This window comes from Herbaspirillum sp. 1130 (assembly GCF_017833835.1).
Taxonomy (GTDB): Bacteria; Pseudomonadota; Gammaproteobacteria; order Burkholderiales; family Burkholderiaceae_D; genus Herbaspirillum; species Herbaspirillum huttiense.
Genome location: NZ_JAFICQ010000004.1, coordinates 70,869 through 91,153 on the forward strand (window position 1 = coordinate 70,869; position 20,285 = coordinate 91,153).

Sequence of the window (20,285 nt, forward strand, 5' to 3'; positions counted from 1 at the left end):
GGTCAGGATTGCGCCTCCCAAAGGCATACGGAGGTCAGAAGATGTCGATGGAATGGCAACTTTATGGAGCGCCGCTGATCTCTTGTCACGGCAGTCCGTGCATCGCCGCCCGACGTGCGCCCGGCCCCGCCCGGCCACACTTCGCGCCTGCACGCCACCGAACAAGCTGCAAAACGACAACAAAACACAACAAATCGACAACAAGGACAACATGCTGAACTTACCCCACTCCCGTCTGCATCCGCACCAGGACGGCCTGCCGGCCCGTAGCCGCCTGTCGCGCCGCGTGGCGCTGGCCTTGTGCGGCGTGGCCGCGCCGCTGTGGCTGGCCGCCCCGGTGCATGCCGGCATTTCGATGGTGCAGCCGCCCAAGCGCATCGATGCCACCAAGCCACTGGAACTGACCCTGCTGGTGTCCGAGGATGAGCAGGCCCAGCGCACCTATCAGTTGCCCGCCACGCTGCTGGTGGCGGCCTCGGCCGACATGATTCCGCCGCAGCAGATCGCCCTGCAGCGCGTCGATGGCGAAGACAGCCTGACCCTGAAGCAAGGTGAGTTCCGCAAGGTGCGCTATCGCGGCGAGTTGCCGCGCCGCCTGCGCGGCATGGTGCGTATCGAACCGATCGGCATGGATGCTTCGCCGGTGCTGGTGGCGGTGGTGCGCCCGGATCCGTCGCTGGGGCCCTTGCCGGAGTCGCCCGACCTGATCAACACGCCGCTGGCCGATTCGACCAGCAAGGTCGCGCCGGTGGCCCCTTCGGCCACGGTATTTACGCCGGGTGCCAATGCCTCGCCCATCGACAGTGCACCGGCAGCTGAGGACATCCTCTCCAACAATCGCCGGCTGTCCTTCAATGAGCCGATGTATTTCACGGTGGGGCACAACAATGGTGATACCAATGCGCGCTTCCAGCTCAGCTTCAAGTTCCGCGTGTTCGTGCCGGACGATCCGCGCTCGCGCGGCCTGCTGGACAATCTCTACCTGGGCTACACGCAGTTCTCGCTGTGGGACCTGTCGGCCCCCTCGGCCCCCTTCCGCGATACCAGCTATCGCCCCAGCCTGTATTACTACCTGCCGGACGTGGGCATACAGAACCGCGTCTTCAGCCGCATCGGCATCGCCACTGGCCTGGAGCACGAGTCCAATGGACGCGACGGCACGGCCTCGCGCAGCATCAATACCTACTTCATCGAGCCGACCTTCAACTTCGGCAATCTCAACGACTATCACTTCAAGGTCGCGCCCAAGGTCTATGCCTATCTCGGCCCGACCCGCGACAACCCGGACATCGCCGACTATCGCGGCCACCTGGACCTGAAGCTGGCCTATGGCAAACCCGACGGTCTGGAAGTGGCGACCATGCTGCGCAAGGGCAAACTGGGCGGCAAGTACAGCGCCGAAACCCAGGTCACCTACCCGCTCTCGCGCCTGCTGCCCGGTACCGCAGGCTATCTGATGGCCAGTTACTTCTACGGCTATGGCGAGAGCCTGCTGACCTACAACCAGAAGGATCATCCGCAACTGCGCATCGGTTATGCGCTGTGGCGATGAACATCGTGTGAGCGTGCTTCGCGGGGCATGATGCAAGCAAAACGGGGATGCCTTGGCATCCCCGTTTTTTTCCGTTCCTTGGGTACCGCTTGCAGAAGACGGTGGACTCAGGCCACCGGCGTGCGCATCGTCACGAACTCTTCGGCGGAGGTCGGATGGATGCCGATGGTGGCATCGAACTGCGCCTTGGTGGCACCGCATTGCAGGGCCACTGCAAAGCCCTGGATGACTTCACCGGCATCGCCGCCGACCATGTGCACGCCGAGCACCTTGTCGGTCTGCGCATCGACCACAAGCTTCATGAAGGTGCGCTCGGTATTGCGCGAGAGGGTGTTCTTGAGCGGCTTGAAGTCGGTCTTGAAGATTTTTACTTCACCATGGGCTTTTCGCGCCTGTTCTTCGGTCAGTCCCACGGTGCCCACATTGGGATGACTGAACACCGCTGTCGGAATATTCTGATAGGACATCACGCGCTCGCCCTTGCCGAACAGGCGCGCCACCACCACCATCGCTTCGGCCAGCGCCACCGGTGTCAGGGCCACGCGGTCGATCACGTCGCCCACGGCGAGAATCGATGGCACGTTGCTCTCGAAATTCTCATTGACCACCACGGCGCCGTTTTCCTTCAAGACGACACCGGCCTGCTCCAGCCCCAGGCCGCGTGTATTGGGCGTACGCCCGGTGGCAAACAGCACGCACTCCGCCGCCACGGTTTCGCCATTGGTCAGGCGCACCTGCTTGACGCTGTCTTCACCCGCATGCGGCGCTTCGATGGCGGCGATGCTGGCATCGAAGACCAGGCGGATGCCCTTCTTGGCCATTTCATCGGCCAGGTGGATGCCCAGGTCGGCATCCATGTTGCGCAACAGGCGCTCGCGGCGATACACCAGCGTCACGTCGCTGCCCAGGCCATTGAGGATGGACGCCAGTTCCACGGCGATGTAGCCGCCGCCCAGCACCACCGCGCGTTTCGGCAGGCCCTTGAGATGGAAGAAATCGTCCGAAGTGATCCCCAGCTCGCGGCCCGGGATCTGCGGCTTGTCGGGATGGCCGCCGGTGGCCACCAGGATGTGGCGGGCCGTGAAGCGCTTGCCCTCCACGCTCACCGTATGCGCATCCTCCACCGTGGCGAAGCCACGATGCAGGCTCACGTTGGCGCCATCGAGCAGACGCTGGTAGATGCCGTTCAGGTGCGTGATCTCGCGGTCCTTGTTGGCGATCAGGGCCGGCCAGTCGAAGGTGGGCTCGCTGTGCAGGGTCCAGCCGTAACCGGCGGCATCGGCGAAATCCTCGTGGAAATGGGCGCTGTAGGACATCAGCTTCTTGGGGATGCAGCCGACGTTGACGCAGGTGCCGCCCAGATCGCCCTTCTCGGCCAGCCCGACGCGGGCCCCGGCCTGGCCGGCGAAGCGCGCTGCGCGCACGCCACCGGAACCGCCGCCGATGGTGAAGAGGTCGTAATCGTATTGGCTCATGGTTTCTCCAGAGAGTGGCCGCAGCCCCTTGGCCACGCCCATTGTTGGTCTTTGCGTGCTTGGGTTAGGCGGGCGGAAGCGCGCTTTGCAAGTCCGTGCGGCGCCGGCCATCGAGTGCCCGCATCACCAGCAGCACGGGTGCCAGCCCCACCAGCACGATGGACAAGGCCGGCAAGGCCGCCTCGCCCAGGCGCTCGTCGCGCGCCAGATTGTGCGCGATCACGGCCAGGGTATCGGTATCGAAGGGACGCAGCAGCAAGGTCGCCGGCAACTCCTTGACCACATCGACGAACACCATCAGCGCGGCCACCGCCAGCGAGCGCCACAACAGCGGCATGTGCAGGCGCCAGGCAATCAGCGCGCGCGAACTGCCCAGGGTGCGCGCCGCTTCGTCGAGACTGGCCGGAATACGGGTGTAGCCGGACTCCACCGACTGCACCGCAACCGCCGTGAAGCGTACCAGATACGCATAGATCACGCCCAGCGAGCTGGCCGTGAGCAGCACGCCCAACCCCGCGGCAGGCCATAGCGCCTGCAGCCAGGCCACCGGCAGCAGGATGCCGACCGCGATGACCGACCCGGGAATGGCATAGCCCATGCCGGCCAGGCGTGCGGTCAGCCGCAGCACCAGCCCCTGAAGGCGCGGCAGGTGTGCGCTGCGCAGCGCGAAGCACAGGCCCAGCGCCAGCACGATGGCCGCCAGCGCCGCCATGCCGCCGAAGCGGAAGCTGTTCCACACCCAGCCGGCATAGCGGGCCAGATCGAAAGCGGGCATGGCGGCGTCGCTGCTGCCCCACTGCCCGGCCCACAACTGCAACAGGATCGCCACCGGCAGCACGAAGCCCAGCACCACCGGCAAGCCGCACACCGCCCAGGCCGCCAGCGTCTGTGCGCGAGACAATTGCGGCAGGCGCGCCTCGGCCCCCTCGCTGCCGCGCGCACCGCGTGTGGCCGCAAAGCGCATGCGGCCCTGCTCGCGCCGCTCCAGCCACAGCAGCACCGACACGAAGAGCAGCAGCAGCGACGCGTACTGGGCGGCGGCAATGCGGTCATCCAATACAACCCAGGCCTTGTAGATGCCGGTGGTGAAAGTGGTCAGGCCGAAGTAGGCCGAGACACCGTAATCGGCCAGCGTTTCCATGAGCGCCAGCGCCGCCCCGGCCGCCAGGGCCGGACGCGCCAGCGGCAAGGCCACGCGCCGGATGCGTTCGGATAGCGGCGTGCCCAGCATGCGGGCAGCCTCCATCAGGTGCATGCCGCGCTCGGAGAGCGCATTGCGCGCCAGCAGGTAGGCATAGGGATAGAGCGTGAAGACGAACATGCACACCGCCCCCGGCAAGCCGCGCACATCCATGCGCCAGCCCGGGAACCAGCCGCGCAGCGTGCTCTGCACGGCCCCCGCGTATTGCAGGAAATCGGTATAGGCATAGGCCGACACGTAAGCCGGCATGGCCATCGGCAACAGCAGCGCCCAGGACAGCCAGCGCCGTCCGCGAAACTCGAACAGGCTCACCGTCACCGCCGCTGCACCACCGACGATGACCACGCCCAGCGGCACCATCAGCGCCAGCCAGCCGGAGGTGGCCAGGTAGCCGGGCAGCACGGTCTGCATCTGCTGGCGCAGGTTGTCGATGCCGGCCGCATCCAGCCCGAACCAGGCAGCGAGGATGCCGAAGAGCGGCAAGGCGATCAGGACAGCGAGCAAACCGATGATGTGCATAAACAGGAACGGCCCAATGAAGAATTGCCAAGGGAAGTCGGCGGTCCATGCGCTACACTGCGCACTCCGAGACAAACGCGAATTGTAACCATTTCATCGAGCCTGCCCATGTTTCTGGAAGTCGATCACGTCAGTATCCGTTATCCCCGCAGCGCCCAGGCGGCCGTCGATGCCGTCTCGCTGCGCCTGCAGCCGGGCGAGCTGGGGGCCCTGATCGGCCCCTCCGGCAGCGGCAAGACCAGCCTGCTGCGCGCCGTGGCCGGGCTGGAACCGGCGCAATCAGGCCGTATCCGGCTAGACGGAACATTGCTGGAAGGAGATGGCGTGCGCGTGCCGGCCGAGGCGCGGCGCATCGGGATGGTGTTCCAGGATTTCGCGCTGTTCCCGCATCTGGATGTGGCGGCCAATATCGGCTTTGGCTTGCGCGGCATGGCGCGTGCGCAGCGGGAACAGATCGTCACGCAGATGCTGGCCCTGGTCGGCCTGCCCGAGGCGGGCAGCAAGTTCCCGCACCAGCTGTCCGGCGGCCAGCAGCAGCGCATCGCGCTGGCGCGCGCGCTGGCACCGCAGCCGCGCCTGCTGTTGCTGGACGAACCGTTTTCGAGCCTGGATGTGGAACTGCGCGAACGCCTGGCGCACGACGTGCGCGACATCCTCAAACGCACCGGCACCACCGCCCTGATGGTCACGCACGATCAGCTGGAAGCCTTTGCGGTGGCCGATGTGGTGGGGGTGATGCGGCACGGCCGATTGGAACAGTGGGATACGCCCTACGCGCTCTACCATCGTCCGGCCACCCGCTTTGCCGCGGATTTCATCGGACATGGGGTGTTGCTGCGCGGCGAGGTGCAAGCTGCAGCGGATGCCGGGGTACAAGGCGAGATCAGCGTCCAGACCGCAGCAGGCCTGTTGCGCGGACTGCCGGTGGAAAGCGGACGCGATGCCAGCGCCGCGCAGGTCGATGTATTGCTGCGGGCCGACGACGTCATGCACGACGATGCGTCCCCCTTCAAGGCGCAGGTGGTGCGCAAATCATTCCGGGGCGCGGAATTCCTCTACACCCTGGCGCTGGAGAACGGCCAGCAACTGCTCTCGCTGGTGCCCTCGCATCACGATCATGCGGTGGGGGAATGGATAGGGATCAGCCTGGATGTGACGCATCTGGTGACGTTTCCGAACATGGAATCGTCATTGGCAGCGGCACCTTCGGCCCCGGCAGGGACCGCCTCTGGGGCCACCGGCAACCCGGGCTGATCGACCCCGGCCGCCCTCCCCAGCGCGTCCACCACCAGCCAGTCAAGCGCACGCCGCATCAGCCGCGCGCCTTCGACAGCACCACCAGCCAGCGGCGGAACAGCAGGATTTCCACATGGCCTGGCTCGATGCCCGCGCTGCATTCAATCACCGGATTGACCCGATAACGGCGCACGTAGGTATCACGGCAGATGAAGATTTCGCGGCGACCCAGGCGGATGGCCAGCGAAGACGGGGTGGACGATGCAACAGCGAAGCGAGCGTCGGAAGCAAGATCAAAGTGGGTCATGGCAGCGATTCCTCTTCTTGTCGATAGGAGGCTTCACTTTAGCATAACACTGTATGAATACACAGTACTTTTTATACAGTACTGTACACACCATGGCGAGCATACAACAGCCGCCGCCACCCTGCCCTTCCGAGCCCCTTACGGCGTGGCGCTCAGGCCACACCGGCCGCCAGCCGGGCCCGCACGAAGCCGATATGCTCGCGCAGCACGTAGAACTGGTCGGCAAAGGCCAACGGCATCTTCATGCGATTGACCGCAATCTCGATCTCGTCCAGGCGTTTGAGCATCTCGGCCTGCTCCTCCGGCGACTCGCGCGAGAGCCCGCGTTCCAGCGCGATCAGCTCGCCATACCAGCGATAGATGCGCGAACGCACACGCCAGCCATAGAGCATCGGCACCAGGCGGATGCCCGGAATCAACAACAGGATTACCGGCAGCACGATCACCACCGCACGATCCACCAGGCTGGCCATCCAGAAGGGCAAGGTGCGGTAGAAGAAGGTCTTGCCGGACTTGTAGTAGCGCGCCGCATCGTCGCTGATCGGGTATTCATGCTCCAGCGGGGCCGGGAATTCCCCGGCCTTCTGCATCACGTTGGCCTTGCCGTGCACCTCGCGGGCGGCGGCGATGAGCAGGTCCGAGAGCGCCGGATGCAGGTCCTCGCGCGCCACCAGTTCGGCCGTGGGCGCAATGAGCTGGGTATCGCGCGCCGGCAGGTTGTGCGCCAGGTCGAACACGCCCATGGGCATTTTGAGGGTATTGAGATAGCGGAAGCGCCGCACGTAGGCATCGGCCTGCGAGAAATCCAGCAGCCGGATGCCGGGCGCGCGCAAGAGCTTGCCCATGGTGGCCACCGAGACCGAATCGCCCATCAGGAAGGCCGCATCGATCTTGCCGCTGGTCAGCGCCTGCGCGGCCTCGTCGCCCCCGATGTTCAACAGCTGGGTGCTGCCGCGCGACTCGACGCCATTGGCCTTGAGCAGCGTGGCCGCCAGCACGCTGGAACCGCTGCCCTCCCCGCCGATGGCAATCCGCTTGCCCGCCAGCTCCGACAGCTGCCGCAGTGGCGGTACCGGGCGGCCATCCTCACGCGGCGGCGGGACGCGGTAATACACCGACACCGGCACATAGGAAATACTGCCCAGCGATACCAGCGGGCTCAAGGATTCGGCCGGTACTGCGCCGGCCAGGCCACCCTGCACGAAACCGACGTCCACATTCTGATCCGGGTCGGCCAGGCGCTTGAGGTTGTCCAGCGAGCCGCCGGTCTCGACGATGTCCAGCCGGATGCCATCGCGCGCCAGCAGCGCCTTGTAGCGTTCGGCCACGCGCCAGAAATTGCTGTCCTTGGGACCGGCAGCAATGGTGATGGAAGACGGCGGCGCCGGCCGGATCAGCCAGATCACCAGCCATGCGCCGATCAGGATCAGCAGGATGATGGGACCGAAGCTGACGGCGAGATCGCGCCACGAGATGGCCACGAAGCGAGCCCGGATGCGGGTGGCCGAGGGCGCGTAGGCGGAGAGTTTCTTGTCTTTGAGCATGCGCGCTATTCTAGCCGCGCATTCCGCCTTTGCATCGCCGCGCTTGTAACCCGATGTGACTCAATAGGTTTTATAAGGCAGGAACTTGCCCGACAGCATCACATTGACGCGATCGCCATTGGGGTCGGCCTGGCGCTGGATATCCATCTTGAAATCGATGGCGCTCATGATGCCGTCGCCGAACTCTTCGTGGATCAGCTCCTTGATGGTGCTGCCATAGACACTGACGATCTCGTACCAGCGATAGATCAGCGGATCGGTCGGCACCGGGGTCGGCAGCGAACCCTTGTAAGGCACGATCTGCAGCCACAGCGTTTCTTCGTCGGTCAGTTCAAACAGTTCCTGTGCCACGGCGGCCTGCTTGGCCGTCAGGGTCATCTGGCCCAGCATGGCGGCGGTAGTCCACTCCTTGCTCTGGCCGATGCGTTCGGCGATCTGGGCCCAGGTCATCTTCTTGCTGACCTTGGCGGTGACGATCTTCTGGGTGACTTGGTTGCGGTCCATGCGCTCTCTCCTTGTGGTGGACGAAAAATGAAAACCGACGACACTTTGTAGTGTGCGTCATCGATCGTGACGAAACGATGCTGCAAAACGACGATATAAACTGACGAAATGGCAGGTCACCCTGCCCCTGCCTTCATGCCGCAACCTGCTCCAGCCCCGGCATGACGATGCGGGTCGGCAGGCGCGCTGCGCCGCTGGCCTGCGCTGCCTGGATCTGGCGCGAACGATGCACCAGGAAATCGACCAGGTGATTGCGGATGCGATAGAACTGCGGATCGTGGTGCATGCCTTCGCGTGTGCGGTTCTTGGGCAGCGTGTTGATGACCACCTCGGCGATGCAGGCCTGCGGGCCGTTGGACATGAGGAAGATCTTGTCGGCCAGCAGGATAGCTTCATCGACGTCGTGGGTAATCATGAACACGGTCTGGTGCGTGGCCGCGCAGATCTTCAGCAACTCGTCCTGCACCACGCCACGCGTCGAGGCATCGAGCGCACCGAAGGGCTCATCCATCAGCAACATCTTGGGCTCGATGGAAAAGGCGCGTGCAATGCCCACGCGCTGCTTCATGCCGCCCGAGAGCTCCGAGGGCTTCTTGTGTTCAGCGCCCTTCAGTCCCACCATCTCGATGAAACGCCGTGCATGCTCCTCGGCCTTGGCCCGTGGCCAGTCCGGCCAGCGCGAACGCACCGCGAACACCACATTGCCCAGCACGCTGAACCAGGGCATGAGGGCGTGGCTCTGGAACACCACACCACGATCCAGGCTCGGTCCCTTGACTTCGCGCTGGTCCATGATGACGACACCCTCGCTGGCCGCTTCCAGCCCGGCCAGCACGTTGAGGATGGTGGTCTTGCCGCAGCCCGAGTGCCCGATCACGCAGACGAATTCACCGCGATCGATACCAAAGGAGACCTGCTCGAACACCGGCGGCGCGCCTGCTGCATAACGCTTGGCCAGGCCCTGCACGCTCAGGAAATTGTGATCCATGCTGCTGCTCCCTTCATTCGACATAGGTGACCCACTTCTGCAGCCGCGCGAAGATCAGGTCCAGCACCATGCCGGTCACGCCGATGACCAGGATGGCGAAGATCACGCTGGTCAGCGACAGGTTGTTCCATTCATTCCAGACGAAGTAGCCGATGCCGGTCCCGCCCACCAGCATCTCGGCGGCCACGATCACCAGCCAGGCGATCCCCATGGAAATGCGCATGCCCGTCAGGATGGTGGGCGCTGCCGCCGGCAGGATCACCAGGAAGGCGCGCCGCAGCGGTGCCACCTCCAGCGTCTTGGCCACGTTCAGCCAGTCGCGCCGCACCGAGGCCACGCCGAAGGCGGTGTTCATCAGCATCGGCCAGACCGAGCAGATGAAGATCACGAACACCCCCGACACCGAGGAGTCCTTGATGGTGTAGAGCGCCAGCGGCATCCAGGCCAGCGGGGAAATGGGCTTAAGGATCTGGATGAAGGGATTGAGCGCACGCTGCATCAGCGGCGACATCCCCAGCAGGAAGCCCAGCGGCACCGCCACCACCGCCGCAATCGCAAACCCCAGCCCGACCCGGCCCAGCGAATAGGCCAGCTGGATGCCGATGCCCTTGTCATTGGGACCGTTGTCGTAGAAGGGATTGCTCAGTTCCTTGAGGATGGTCTCGCCCATCTGCGCCAGTCCGGGGAAGCCATCACGCTTGGCCGCGCCGCTGCTCTTGCCCATCAGCCTGGCGTACTCATCCTGGGCGGCACTCGCGGCGCTCTCCTTGGGCAGCGTGGCCAGGTGCCACACCATCAGCAGTGCGGCCAGCAGCAGCAGGGAAATGAGCGCGGCGCGCCAGCCGATATGCCGGGCCGGCATCACGCGCTCCTCTTGATGGCGAAGCTGCTCACGTAGGCGTCAGCCTTGTTGGCATCGAACTCCTTGCCCATGATGGAATACTTGCGGTAGGCCCCTTCCGGGACCGGCTGGCCCAGCTCCTTCATGTGCTTCTTGGCCTCGGTCAGCAGCAGTACCTTTTCGGTGATGGCCTTGTAGTCGACGTCGCCCTTGATGTAGCCCCAGCGCTTCATCTGCGTGAGAATCCACACCCCCATCGAATCCCAAGGCACCGGATCGAAGTCGGCGCGGCCCGGCACGTTCTTGACGTTGCCCAGGCCATCGGCGAAGCGGCCGGTCAGCACCTGCTCCACCACCGTCTCCGGCTGGTTCAGGTAGGCCGGCGGCGAGATCACCTTGGCCACCAGCGAGCGGTTGGCCGGATCGCGTGCCATGGCCGCAGCAGTCAGCACGGCGCGGAACAGTGCCGCAAAGGTGTTGGGATTCTGCTTGATGAACTCTTCGGAGGTACCGAAGGCGCAGCAGGGGTGCCCGTCCCAGATCTCCTTGGAGAGGATATGAATGAAGCCGACCTCGTCATACACCGCACGCTGGTTGAACGGGTCCGGCCCGAGGAAGCCGTCGATATTGCCTGCGCGCAGGTTGGCCACCATTTCCGGCGGGGGCGTCACGCGAATCTGCACGTCGCGGTCCGGGTCCAGTCCGTGCTCGGCCAGGTAGTAGCGCAGCAGGAAATTGTGCATCGAATATTCGAAGGGGACGGCGAACTTGAAGCCCTTCCATTGCTTGGGATCGCGCTTGTCCTTGTGCTTGGTATGCAGCGTGATGGCCTGGCCGTTGATGTTCTGGATGGTGGCCACGCGCATCTGCGTGGCATTGCTGCCCACGCCCATGGACATGGCAATGGGCATGGGCGAGAGGAAGTGTGAGGCGTCGTGTTCCTTGTTGATCATCTTGTCGCGGATCAGCGCCCAGCCGGCCGTCTTGTTGAGCGACACGTTCAAGCCCTGCTTGCGATAGAAGCCCAGCGGATCGGCCATGATGAGCGGCGCCGCACAGGTGATGGCGATGAAGCCGATCTTGAGGTCCTTCTTTTCCAGCGCGCCATTCTTTTCCTGCGCCATGGCCTGCAGCGAACCCAGCGGCAGCACGCTGGCAATGGCCGCGCGCGCAGCGTTCTTGCCCACTGCCCTCAGGAAATCACGGCGTTCGGCCACGCGCGGGAAGAGCGAACGCATCAGCGCTTCCTCCACCACGTCATTGGTCAGGGTTTCCACATCGAGGCCGCGCTGCAGGCGCTGCTGCCCGGCCAGCACATCGGCCTCGTGCTGCTGCTGGCTGCCGTGGCGGCCGCAGGAACAGCCCTGCCCGGCGCGTTCGGCGTCATAGGTGTGGAACAGATTGGTCTCTGGTGCGTCCGGCATGATTCCCCCGTTTGGTGAATGTGAGGTGAGTTGCTGCTTTCACTTTCACTACCTGCAAGGGATTTGCCAGCGCGCTGCATTACGTCATGGGCGCACGACATCTTGTAGTGCTGCCACTACAAACAGCGTCGATCACATCGTCAGAATGACGAAAACGCGCTGCAAAATGACGACACTCGGTGAGAAATGCTCACACCGGCAGCAACTGGTGCCGCACGGCATACATGGCAATGCCCACGTCATTGGAAGCGCCGGTCTTCTCCAAGATACGGCTGCGATAGGTGCTCACCGTATTGGGGCTCAATTCCAGCTGGTCTGCGATTTCCTTGACGCTGCGCCCTGCGGCGATCAACTGGAAGACCTGGTATTCGCGGTGCGACAGGCTCTCATGCGCGGCCCGCTGCGGGGCCGTGGCGCGCTGAGCCAGGCCCGAGGCCAGGGTCTCGGCCATCTGCGCGCTCACGTAGAGGCCGCCGCCAGCGGCCTTGCGGATGGCTTCCACCAGTTGCTCGGGGTCGGTGCTCTTGTTGAGATAACCTGCTGCGCCCAGCTTGTAGCAGCGGGCCGCGTATTGTTTCTCGGGATAGGTGGACAGCATCAGCACCGGCAGGCGCGGCATCTCCTGCTTGATCTGGCGCAGCACGTCCAGCCCGTCCTGCTGGGGGATGGCGATGTCCAGCAGCACCAGGTCGATCGCCTCCACCCGCGCACTGTGCAGCACCTCCGGCCCGCTGGCGCATTCGGCAGCCACCTCGATGTCGGGCGTGTCGGCCAGGATCTGCTTCAAGCCCTCGCGCACGATGCGATGGTCGTCGCAGAGCAGGATGCGGATGTTGTCACCGGGGCGGCTCATGGCAGCTCCCGGCTGGCGTGATGGGGCAGGCGCAGGCAGACCAGCGTGCCGGGCCTGCCGTGCTCTGGTGCATACCGCGCACCAGCAATGCTCAGTGCGCCACCGAAGTGCAAGGCGCGCTCGCGCATGCCCATCACGCCATAGGACGTGGCCGCTTCCTGGGCGGCACGGGGCGTGCCCACGCCATCGTCTTCCACCTCCATGCGCAGTTCTGCCGGGGTGAGGTGAACCGCGATGCGCACCTGCGTGGCCTGCGCGTGGCGCGCCACGTTGGAGAGCATTTCCTGGAAGATGCGAAACGCCGCCGTGGCCTTGGCCCCATCCGGGACGAAGGCTTCCGGCGCGATATCGAACTCGACTTCGCAGGGCAATTCGGTGGCTTCCGAGAATTCCTGCACCTGCCATTCCAGCGCGGCGATCAGGCCCTGGTGATCGAGGATGCTGGGGCGCAGGTCGGTGATGATGCGTCCCACGTTGTCCACTGCGGTTTCGATCAGGCGGCTCATGGCCTCGCACTTGCGCGCCACCGGATCGAGATCGGTCACGCGCTTGGCCATCCAGTTCACATCCAGTTTGAGTGCCACCAGCAGGCTGCCCAGTTCGTCATGGATTTCGCGGGCGATGCGGGTGCGTTCATCCTCTCGCACCGAATGCGCATGCGCCGACAACTGCCGCACCTGGCGCAGTGCAGCCGAGAGCTCACGGGTGCGCTCGGCCACGCGCACTTCCAGTTCGGCCTTGGCCCGTTGCAACTGTTCCTCGGCCTGGCGCCGTTTGGAGATATCGCTGAAGGCGATCACCGCCCCGCGCACCTGGCCGGCATCGATGATCTGGTAGGAGGAATATTCGGTCGCGAAGCAGCTGCCATCGGCGCGCCAGAACACTTCCTGGTCGACCCGGCAGGACTCGCCCTTGCGGAAGGCCTTCAGGATCGGACACTCGGCCTCGGGGTAATGGCCACCGTGCTCATGGCTGTGATGCACCAGTTCGTGCATGTTGTGGCCCAGCACGTCTGCCGGCGCGTAGCCCAGCATGGCCGCACCGGCGCGGTTGATGAAGGTGCAGCGCCCCTCCAGGTCGATACCGTAGATGCCCTCGCCGGTGGAGTCCAGCAGCAGGGCCAGCTTGTCGCGCAGCAGTCCGCCTGGCGGGGCCAGGGCGGCTGAAGCGGAAACGGGCAGGAAAGGATCGTGGCGCATGATCCTCCCTGCCCGCAAGAGCCATGCCAGAACCGGCGTGGCGTGGCGCCGGACCTTACGGCATGTACTGGCCGCCGTTGACGTCGATGATCTGGCCGGTGACGTAGCCCGACATCTGGTCCGAGGCCAGATAAAGGAAAGCACCGCTGCATTCATCAGGCTCGCCGATGCGGCCCATGGGGATGGTCTTGCGGAAGCCTTCCAGTTGTTCCGGAGTGGTGAAGCGTTCCTGGAACGGCGTCATGATCACGCCCGGTGCCACTGCATTGACGCGGATCTTGTCGGCCAGCAATTCCTTGGCCATGCCGCGCGTGATGGTGCTGACGAAGCCTTTGGAGGCCGCATAGATCAGCGCACCGGGGCCGCCGCCATGGCGTGCCGCCACCGAGGTGACGTTGATGATGTTGCCGCCGCCCTGGGCGCGCATGACGGGAATGACCGCACGCGTGAAGGCCACCACCGAGCGGGCATTGATGTTGATGATCTCGTCGAAGAGTTCATCGGTAACCGTTTCCAGCGGGGCCCGCTTGACCAGTGCGCCGGCATTGTTGATGAGCACGTCGATGCGGCCCATCTGCTCCACGGCCTTGGAGACGGCGGCGTTGATGGCTGCCGTATCGCGCACGTCCGCGCCGATGGTGACGGCCTTGCTCCCAGCGGCGCGCACTTCTGCGGCCACGGCCTCCGCCTCTTCCTTCGAGCTGTTGTAATGGACCACCACGTGGGCGCCACGTGCCGCGAAGGCGCGCGCGGCGGCGGCGCCGATACCGGTGCTCGCACCGCTGATGAAGACGACTTTACCTGCCAGATCCAGCATGCTGTTCTCCTGCAATCGATTGATAAGGAAAGATCCTGCCTGTCCGGCTTGTAGAAGTGCTGCATCAACAGGCGGCCCTGCGCGCCTTGCCGGTATCGCTTCTTGTGAGGGGCACCGCGGCCATGCTGCGGCTGTGCTGCCACGCCGCCGTTGTGGAATGCTGCGGGACCAGCCCGGCAGCAACGGCGACGCTTCTTGCGTTGGATCGTACTTGTTGACTCAGTCGTGGACCGATTCGTTCTGGCTGCGTCCGGCGCTGCGATAGGCATCGCGCACCCGCAGCAGGTGGTTGCGCATGGCTTCGGAGGCCTGGTGCGGATTGCGGGCCTTCAGGGCGTCCAGGATGTCGCGGTGGTCCTGCAGGCTGCGTTCCAGCGTGGAGGGGATGCGCGAGGTGATGGAGCGGCTCTTCTTGCCCAACATGTAGAGACTGCCGGCGACGCTTTGCAGGAAGGGATTGTTGCAGGCCTCGATGATGGCCTCGTGGAATTCCACATCCGCTGCCGAGAAGGCCGCCGGGTCCGACAGCAACCGCGCCTCATCCTCGACGTTGCGCGCCAGGCGCGCCAGTTCGGCGTCGTCGATATGGGTGGCGGCCAGCGCGGCCACGCCGGTCTCGATGATGAGACGGGCGTCGAACAGCGCTTCCAGCGTGCCGGGGTTGAGATCGATGATCATCTCCAGCGGCTCCAGCAGCTCGCGCGTTTCCAGCGAACTGACGAAGGTGCCCTCGCCCTGGCGGATGCGCAGCAGGCCCAGCAGGGCCAGCCCGCGAATGGCTTCCCGCACGGCAGGACGGCCCACGCCCAGCATGGCTGCCAGTTCGCGCTCGGGCGGCAGTTGCTGGTCGGGTTTCAGCAGGCCGCTGCGGATCATGGTCAGCAGCCGCTGGGCTACCTGCTCGGAAATGGATTTCTGGACGATGGGGTCGAAGGACATGCTCTCTGGGTATCTGCCTGTAGGGTGAATCGCTGCCGTCGCGGCAGTGTCGGCCTGGCCCGCCAGCCCGGCGTGTGCGGGCGACAAAAGGTATGACCAATCGGGGGTGAGGATAGGTATGGGGGAGGATTGTGTCAAGCGGCGGGAAAATTGGTGCGGTGCGCAAGAAACTAGGCGATATCGCACCACCCATCAGGTTCCGTCACACAAGCGCGCTGATCCGTGCGAAGAGCGTGGGGTCTTGGTCCACCAACTTGAGCAACACGGCTGCCTGCGCGTTGGGCCGTGATACGCCCTGCTCCCAGTTTTGATACGTCCGCGGATTGACACGCAGGCTGCGGGCCATGATCGCCTGAGACACCCGAGCCTTGCCCCGTACCCGTTGAATCTCCTCGGCGGTGATCGTGACCGGCTCCGGCGATAGCTTGACTTTGCTTGTGCGCAAGGTCAGCTTGCCCTCTCGCTCATTGGCCATGTCTTGCACGCCCGCCATCAACTCTTCGAATAAATTTCTTTTTTTCATGATGTCTTCCTTGAGGACAGTTCATCTTCCAGCGCACGCCTGAGCAGTTTTCTCTGATGAGCAGTGAGGTCGTTCATCTCATCTTTGTCGTAGATAGAGCAAAGCCAGAAGTGGCATTGTTCGTCCCAAAAATAGTAGATCACTCTCAGGCCACCACGTTTTCCCTTGCAACGACGCGCATCAGGAAAACGAATCTTTCGAAGTCCCCCCGCATCCTTGATGAGGCTTCCCGCTTGCGGCTGCCGCATCAGCATCTGCTGAAGCGTTGCAAAGTCATCGTCCGAGAGGTAGTTCTCCCGGACTGCTGCAAACATTCGCGTTTCTTTGAAGATCGCTTCCATCCGCGAACCATACGCATCTCGCGTATAGTTCGCCATCGTACCATAGTGCAGCATCAATCCAGCTTCCGCCCCGCCGTCTCCCGCACCATGGCAATGGCCACCAGTGAGATGAGGCCGGTGCCGATCACATACCAGGCCGGACCCAGGTTGGAACCGGTGGCCTTGACCAGCCAGGTGGCGATGAACTGCGAGAAGCCGCCAAAGATCGATACGCCCAGTCCATAGCACAGGGCCAGCCCGGTCGCCCGCACGCGGCGCGGGAACAGTTCGGTCATCATGACCACGCTGGAGACCGAAGTGAAGACCATGGGAATGACCATCACCGTCACCGCCGTCAGCAGGCCCATGCCGCTGCGCAGATGGTTCATCAGCATGAAGGCCGGGAACACCAGGACGATCAGCGCCAGGCGCGACCAGGTGGCCACCGGCTTGCGGCCGAGGCGATCAGTCAGGATGCCGGCCGGCGCACACAGCAGCAACTGCAGCAGGCCGGCCAGCCAGGAGGCCCACAGCGCCAGCGAGAACGGCATGTGCAGGATGGCCTTGGCATAGGTGGTGATGTAGTGCATCACGATGTAGTTGGCCGAGGTCCCGCCGATGACGATGGCCGTGCCCAGCAGCAATGGTTTGCGATGCGCCTGCAGGATCTCGCTCAGGGCACCCGGTGCCCGCTTGCCCGGCTGGCCTGACGCGGGCGCATGTTCCACCTCGGCGGTCTCATCGAGGAAACGGCGGATGTAATTGCCGATCGGCACCAGCAGCAGGCCGACGACGAATGGCAGACGCCAGCCCCAGCTTTCCAGCTGCTCAGCAGTCAGCGCATAGGTCAGCAACAGTCCCACGCCGGAGCCGACCAGCGTGCTGAGCGCCTGGCTGAACAGTTGCCAGCTGCTGTAGAAACCACGTGTCCTGTCGTCCGCGTATTCCAGCAGCATGGAGGTCGACGCGCCCACTTCGCCGCCCACCGCAAAGCCCTGGATCATGCGGCCGGCGATCATCAGCAGCGGCGCGGCCAATCCGATCTGGGCGTAGGTCGGGGCCACGATGAAGATGGCCGAGCCCACCGCCATGAGCCACAAGCTCAAGGTCATGGCCGGCTTGCGTCCGCGCCGGTCGGCGAACTGCCCCATGATGATGCCGCCCAGCGGGCGCATCAGGAAACCCACCCCGAAGGTGGCCAGCGACATCATCAGCGAAGCCCATTCCGAGGTACTGGGAAAGAACTGGCGACCGATGATGGCCGCAAAGTAGGTGTAGATGGAAAAATCGAAAAACTCCAGGCCATTGCCGATGGTGATGGCGGCGATCTTCTTGGCCTTGGAAACCGGAGCGGGTACGGCAGCAGCGGGGCTGACGGCGGCTGAGTGGCTGTTGCTGTTCATGGTGTGGGTGGCCCTTCTGTCGTGTCTGTTGTGCGTTGGCAGCGCCCGGCGAGATTGCGCCGCCGGGTGCCGTTCTCCCCTGTGACGGATCAGGCCACCAGCGGCGCGTCCGACAGGAAGCGCTGGGTCAGCTTGACCCAGTAGCTGGCCGCGATCGGCAGGATGCCGTCATTGAAGTCATAGCGCGGGTTGTGCACCATGCAGCCGCCCTGCTCTCCTTCCCCATTGCCGATGATGACGTAGCAGCCCGGGCATTGCTCCAGCATGAAGGAGAAATCCTCGCTGCCCGTCAGTTGCTGGACGTTCTCGATGAAGGCGTCCTGTCCCAGCCAATCACGCACCACGCCTTCGGCAAAGGCGGTCATGCCCGCATCGTTCTGCAGCGCCGGATAACGCCAGTGGTAATCGACCTCCGCCCGCGCGCCCATGGCCTGCGCCTGGGTCTGGGCCAGCTCGGTGATGCGCTGGCGCAGCAGCGCCCGCACCTCGGGCGAATAGGCGCGCACCGACAGGCGCAGCTCGGCGGTCTCGGCGATCACGTTGGGGGCATTGCCCGCATGCAGCGCACCGACTGTCACCACCGCCATCTGGCGCGGATCGACATTGCGCGCGACCACGCTCTGCAAGGCCACTACCAGATAGGAGGCCACCAGAATTGCATCGACCGTGATGTGCGGCATGGAGCCATGCCCCCCATTGCCGATGATCTTGATGATGACGGTATCGGACGAAGCCATGAAGGCCCCCGGCAGGGTACCGAACTTGCCCACCGGATAACCGGGCATGTTGTGAAAGGCGAACACGCCATCGCAGGGAAATCGCTCGAACAGGCCATCTTCGACCATCTTGCGCGCACCGCCCAGGCCTTCTTCGGCGGGCTGGAAGATCAGGTGCAGGGTGCCATCGAAGTCGGTGTCCTTGAGCTCGCGCGCGGCCGCCAGCAGGCTGGCGGTATGGCCGTCATGGCCGCAAGCATGCATGGTGCCGCCGTGCTGGCTGGCATAAGGCAGCTTGGTCTCCTCATGGATGGGCAGGGCGTCCATGTCGGCACGCAGGCCAAGGCGGCGCGGACCGCTGCCCTTCTTCAAGGTCCCCACCACGCCGGTCCCGCCCAGGCCGCGATGGACCTCGTATCCCCATTCGGCCAGCTTGCCGGCGACCAGCTCGCTGGTGGCGTGCTCCTCGAACGCCAGTTCGGGATGGGCGTGAATGTGGTGACGCAGCGCCACGCTTTCCTGCAGGTGGTGCAGGATGCCGGGCACGAGGGCGGAAGAGGACGGGTTCTTGGTCATTGCGGGTCTCAGGGTAGTGGAATGCGATCCTGCCGATGCGCACTGGCAAGCACGCTGGCATGGCCGGTCTCACCATGCAGCATGCATACCAGTGCGTCTCCGGCAGACGGAACAGGCCGGGCGGGAGAGCCCCGGGAGCTGCGTAAATCATTTACACTTCTGCCCGCAACACCCTGCCCTTCCTGGTGCGGCAAGTGTGCAGCCATTGCGCGGCGGCGTCGCGTCAACGGCTCGTTGACATGAATAGATCCGGTTGAATCGAAAAACAGATGCGCGAATACGGTGCAGCGTTTATCCTCGCCGCACCCCTTCATGAGGCCCCCCGAGGAGCGAACCCATGGCGCGTCCGCCCGAACTGAAGCTGCAGCAACTGCAATATCTGATCGCCATCGCCGAGCATGGCGGCCTGCGTTCGGCTGCACAGGCCCTCAACGTGACCGCCGCCGCTGTCAGCAAGGGCTTGCAGGAGTTGGAGAATACCGCCGGTACCCGCTTGCTGGAACGCCAGGCACAGGGGCTGCAGCTCACGGCTGCGGGCCGCAAGCTGCTCACTCGAGCCCGGCTGATCCAGTGTGAAGTCGAACAGGCCATGCAGGAACTGGGCGCTGCGCGGGCCAGCAATCGCATCCGTTTCACCGTCGGTGTCACGCCGTGGATTTCGCTGACCCTGCTCACCCCCACGCTGCTGCGCTTTGCCGAACTGCGGCCGGATGTGAGCCTGCGCCTGTCCGATGTCTTCGGTTCCGACTATGCTGCCCTGCGCGAGGGCAGCATGGACCTGGCCATCGGCCTGGCACCGCCCGATGAGGGCAGCGCTGAACTGGCGGCACGGCCGCTGTTTTCCTACGAACACGCGATTGCCTGCCGCCGTGGCCATCCGCTGCAGCAGGCCCGCCATCTGGAGCAACTGGCCGGACAATCATGGTTGGTCAGCCACGAGATCGGCCAGTACCAACCGCCCCTGCGCGATTTCTTCCAGACACACTATGGCGACGGTGCGCTGCCTGGCGGCGGCCAGGTGCATCAGTACCGTTCCCTACACATGATGGAACTGATCTGCAACAGCGACCTGCTCACCGTGGTCCCCTGGCCGGTGATCGAAGCCAGCCGCCAGCACTACCCGCTGGAAGCGCTCACGCTCAAGGAGCGGCTGCCGGCCAGCATCACCTGCTACGTCACGCGCAAGAACGCGCCCATCCATGGCTGCGTGAGCGATTTCGTCGGGGCCATGATGCATGTGCTCACCGACGAGGCCACCCGCAGCCGCTTCCTGCATCCGCGGGTGTTGCGTTCGCTGGACGTGATCGCACAGCGCTAGCCGGCAGGCGCGCGCATCTGGTAGCCTAGG

The 20,285-nt window shown here is 64.4% G+C and carries 19 protein-coding genes; 3 read left to right on the plus strand and 16 right to left on the minus strand.

Annotated elements, in window-relative coordinates; translation table 11 throughout:
- Window positions 1-211 precede the first annotated feature (211 nt).
- Window positions 212-1,552 (plus strand): phospholipase A, encoded by a 1,341-nt coding sequence (locus JOD78_RS18020; protein WP_245202197.1) that lies wholly within the window; start codon window positions 212-214, stop codon window positions 1,550-1,552.
- Between the two features lie 107 nt (window positions 1,553-1,659).
- Here the strand turns inward: JOD78_RS18020 and gorA are convergent, their stop codons facing one another.
- Both gorA and JOD78_RS18030 read right to left on the minus strand, forming a co-directional pair.
- Window positions 1,660-3,027 (minus strand): glutathione-disulfide reductase, encoded by a 1,368-nt coding sequence (gene gorA, locus JOD78_RS18025; protein WP_209567218.1) that lies wholly within the window; start codon window positions 3,025-3,027, stop codon window positions 1,660-1,662.
- A 64-nt stretch (window positions 3,028-3,091) separates the two neighbouring features.
- Window positions 3,092-4,747, minus strand: a complete 1,656-nt coding sequence (locus JOD78_RS18030) for an iron ABC transporter permease (protein WP_209567219.1) — start codon at window positions 4,745-4,747, stop codon at window positions 3,092-3,094.
- A gap of 108 nt (window positions 4,748-4,855) precedes the next feature.
- Between JOD78_RS18030 and JOD78_RS18035 the strand changes: the two genes are divergently transcribed.
- Entirely contained in the window at window positions 4,856-6,001 is a 1,146-nt protein-coding gene (locus tag JOD78_RS18035) for an ABC transporter ATP-binding protein (protein ID WP_121045034.1), read from the plus strand.
- A 58-nt stretch (window positions 6,002-6,059) separates the two neighbouring features.
- Here JOD78_RS18035 and JOD78_RS18040 read toward each other — a convergent pair whose 3' ends face one another.
- From JOD78_RS18040 to JOD78_RS18105, 14 genes are all read right to left on the minus strand, one after another.
- Window positions 6,060-6,290 (minus strand): hypothetical protein, encoded by a 231-nt coding sequence (locus JOD78_RS18040; RefSeq protein ID WP_034329828.1) that lies wholly within the window; start codon window positions 6,288-6,290, stop codon window positions 6,060-6,062.
- A 152-nt stretch (window positions 6,291-6,442) separates the two neighbouring features.
- On the minus strand, window positions 6,443-7,834 hold the full coding sequence (locus tag JOD78_RS18045) for a TAXI family TRAP transporter solute-binding subunit (protein WP_209567221.1): 1,392 nt from the start codon (window positions 7,832-7,834) through the stop codon (window positions 6,443-6,445).
- A gap of 60 nt (window positions 7,835-7,894) precedes the next feature.
- Window positions 7,895-8,338 carry a cyanase gene (gene cynS / locus JOD78_RS18050; RefSeq protein WP_034329823.1) on the minus strand — a complete coding sequence of 148 codons (444 nt, stop codon included), beginning with the start codon at window positions 8,336-8,338 and terminating at the stop codon, window positions 7,895-7,897.
- Window positions 8,339-8,471: 133 nt separating this feature from the next.
- Complete coding sequence (locus JOD78_RS18055; RefSeq protein WP_209567223.1) at window positions 8,472-9,326, minus strand: ABC transporter ATP-binding protein; 855 nt, start codon at window positions 9,324-9,326, stop codon at window positions 8,472-8,474.
- Between the two features lie 13 nt (window positions 9,327-9,339).
- Window positions 9,340-10,188: a nitrate ABC transporter permease gene (gene ntrB, locus JOD78_RS18060; protein ID WP_209567225.1), complete on the minus strand. Its 849-nt coding sequence runs from the start codon at window positions 10,186-10,188 to the stop codon at window positions 9,340-9,342.
- Window positions 10,188-11,591: a CmpA/NrtA family ABC transporter substrate-binding protein gene (locus JOD78_RS18065; RefSeq protein ID WP_209567227.1), complete on the minus strand. Its 1,404-nt coding sequence runs from the start codon at window positions 11,589-11,591 to the stop codon at window positions 10,188-10,190. Before JOD78_RS18065 ends, ntrB begins: the two co-directional genes overlap by 1 nt.
- Window positions 11,592-11,781: 190 nt before the next feature.
- Window positions 11,782-12,444 carry a response regulator transcription factor gene (locus JOD78_RS18070; RefSeq protein ID WP_121045044.1) on the minus strand — a complete coding sequence of 221 codons (663 nt, stop codon included), beginning with the start codon at window positions 12,442-12,444 and terminating at the stop codon, window positions 11,782-11,784.
- The gene (locus tag JOD78_RS18075) at window positions 12,441-13,643 is read right to left on the minus strand and encodes a PAS domain-containing sensor histidine kinase (RefSeq protein WP_209567229.1); all 1,203 of its coding nucleotides are present in this window, start codon (window positions 13,641-13,643) and stop codon (window positions 12,441-12,443) included. The genes JOD78_RS18070 and JOD78_RS18075 overlap by 4 nt, the downstream gene beginning before the upstream one ends.
- Before the next feature lie 55 nt (window positions 13,644-13,698).
- A complete protein-coding gene (locus JOD78_RS18080; RefSeq protein WP_121045048.1) occupies window positions 13,699-14,460 on the minus strand; it encodes a glucose 1-dehydrogenase in 762 nt (253 codons plus the stop codon).
- A gap of 219 nt (window positions 14,461-14,679) precedes the next feature.
- Window positions 14,680-15,399 carry a FadR/GntR family transcriptional regulator gene (locus JOD78_RS18085; protein WP_034329812.1) on the minus strand — a complete coding sequence of 240 codons (720 nt, stop codon included), beginning with the start codon at window positions 15,397-15,399 and terminating at the stop codon, window positions 14,680-14,682.
- 202 nt (window positions 15,400-15,601) lie between these two features.
- Window positions 15,602-15,922 carry a transcriptional regulator gene (locus JOD78_RS18090; RefSeq protein ID WP_121045050.1) on the minus strand — a complete coding sequence of 107 codons (321 nt, stop codon included), beginning with the start codon at window positions 15,920-15,922 and terminating at the stop codon, window positions 15,602-15,604.
- Entirely contained in the window at window positions 15,919-16,317 is a 399-nt protein-coding gene (locus tag JOD78_RS18095) for a toxin (RefSeq protein ID WP_243442889.1), read from the minus strand. The genes JOD78_RS18090 and JOD78_RS18095 overlap by 4 nt, the downstream gene beginning before the upstream one ends.
- Window positions 16,317-17,645, minus strand: a complete 1,329-nt coding sequence (locus JOD78_RS18100) for an MFS transporter (RefSeq protein WP_121045052.1) — start codon at window positions 17,643-17,645, stop codon at window positions 16,317-16,319. Before JOD78_RS18100 ends, JOD78_RS18095 begins: the two co-directional genes overlap by 1 nt.
- Window positions 17,646-17,734: 89 nt before the next feature.
- A complete protein-coding gene (locus tag JOD78_RS18105) occupies window positions 17,735-18,937 on the minus strand; it encodes a M20 aminoacylase family protein (protein ID WP_121045054.1) in 1,203 nt (400 codons plus the stop codon).
- A gap of 337 nt (window positions 18,938-19,274) precedes the next feature.
- Here JOD78_RS18105 and JOD78_RS18110 point away from each other — a divergent pair, with 337 nt between their 5' ends.
- On the plus strand, window positions 19,275-20,255 hold the full coding sequence (locus JOD78_RS18110) for a LysR family transcriptional regulator (RefSeq protein ID WP_121045055.1): 981 nt from the start codon (window positions 19,275-19,277) through the stop codon (window positions 20,253-20,255).
- The last annotated feature ends 30 nt before the right edge of the window (window positions 20,256-20,285 follow it).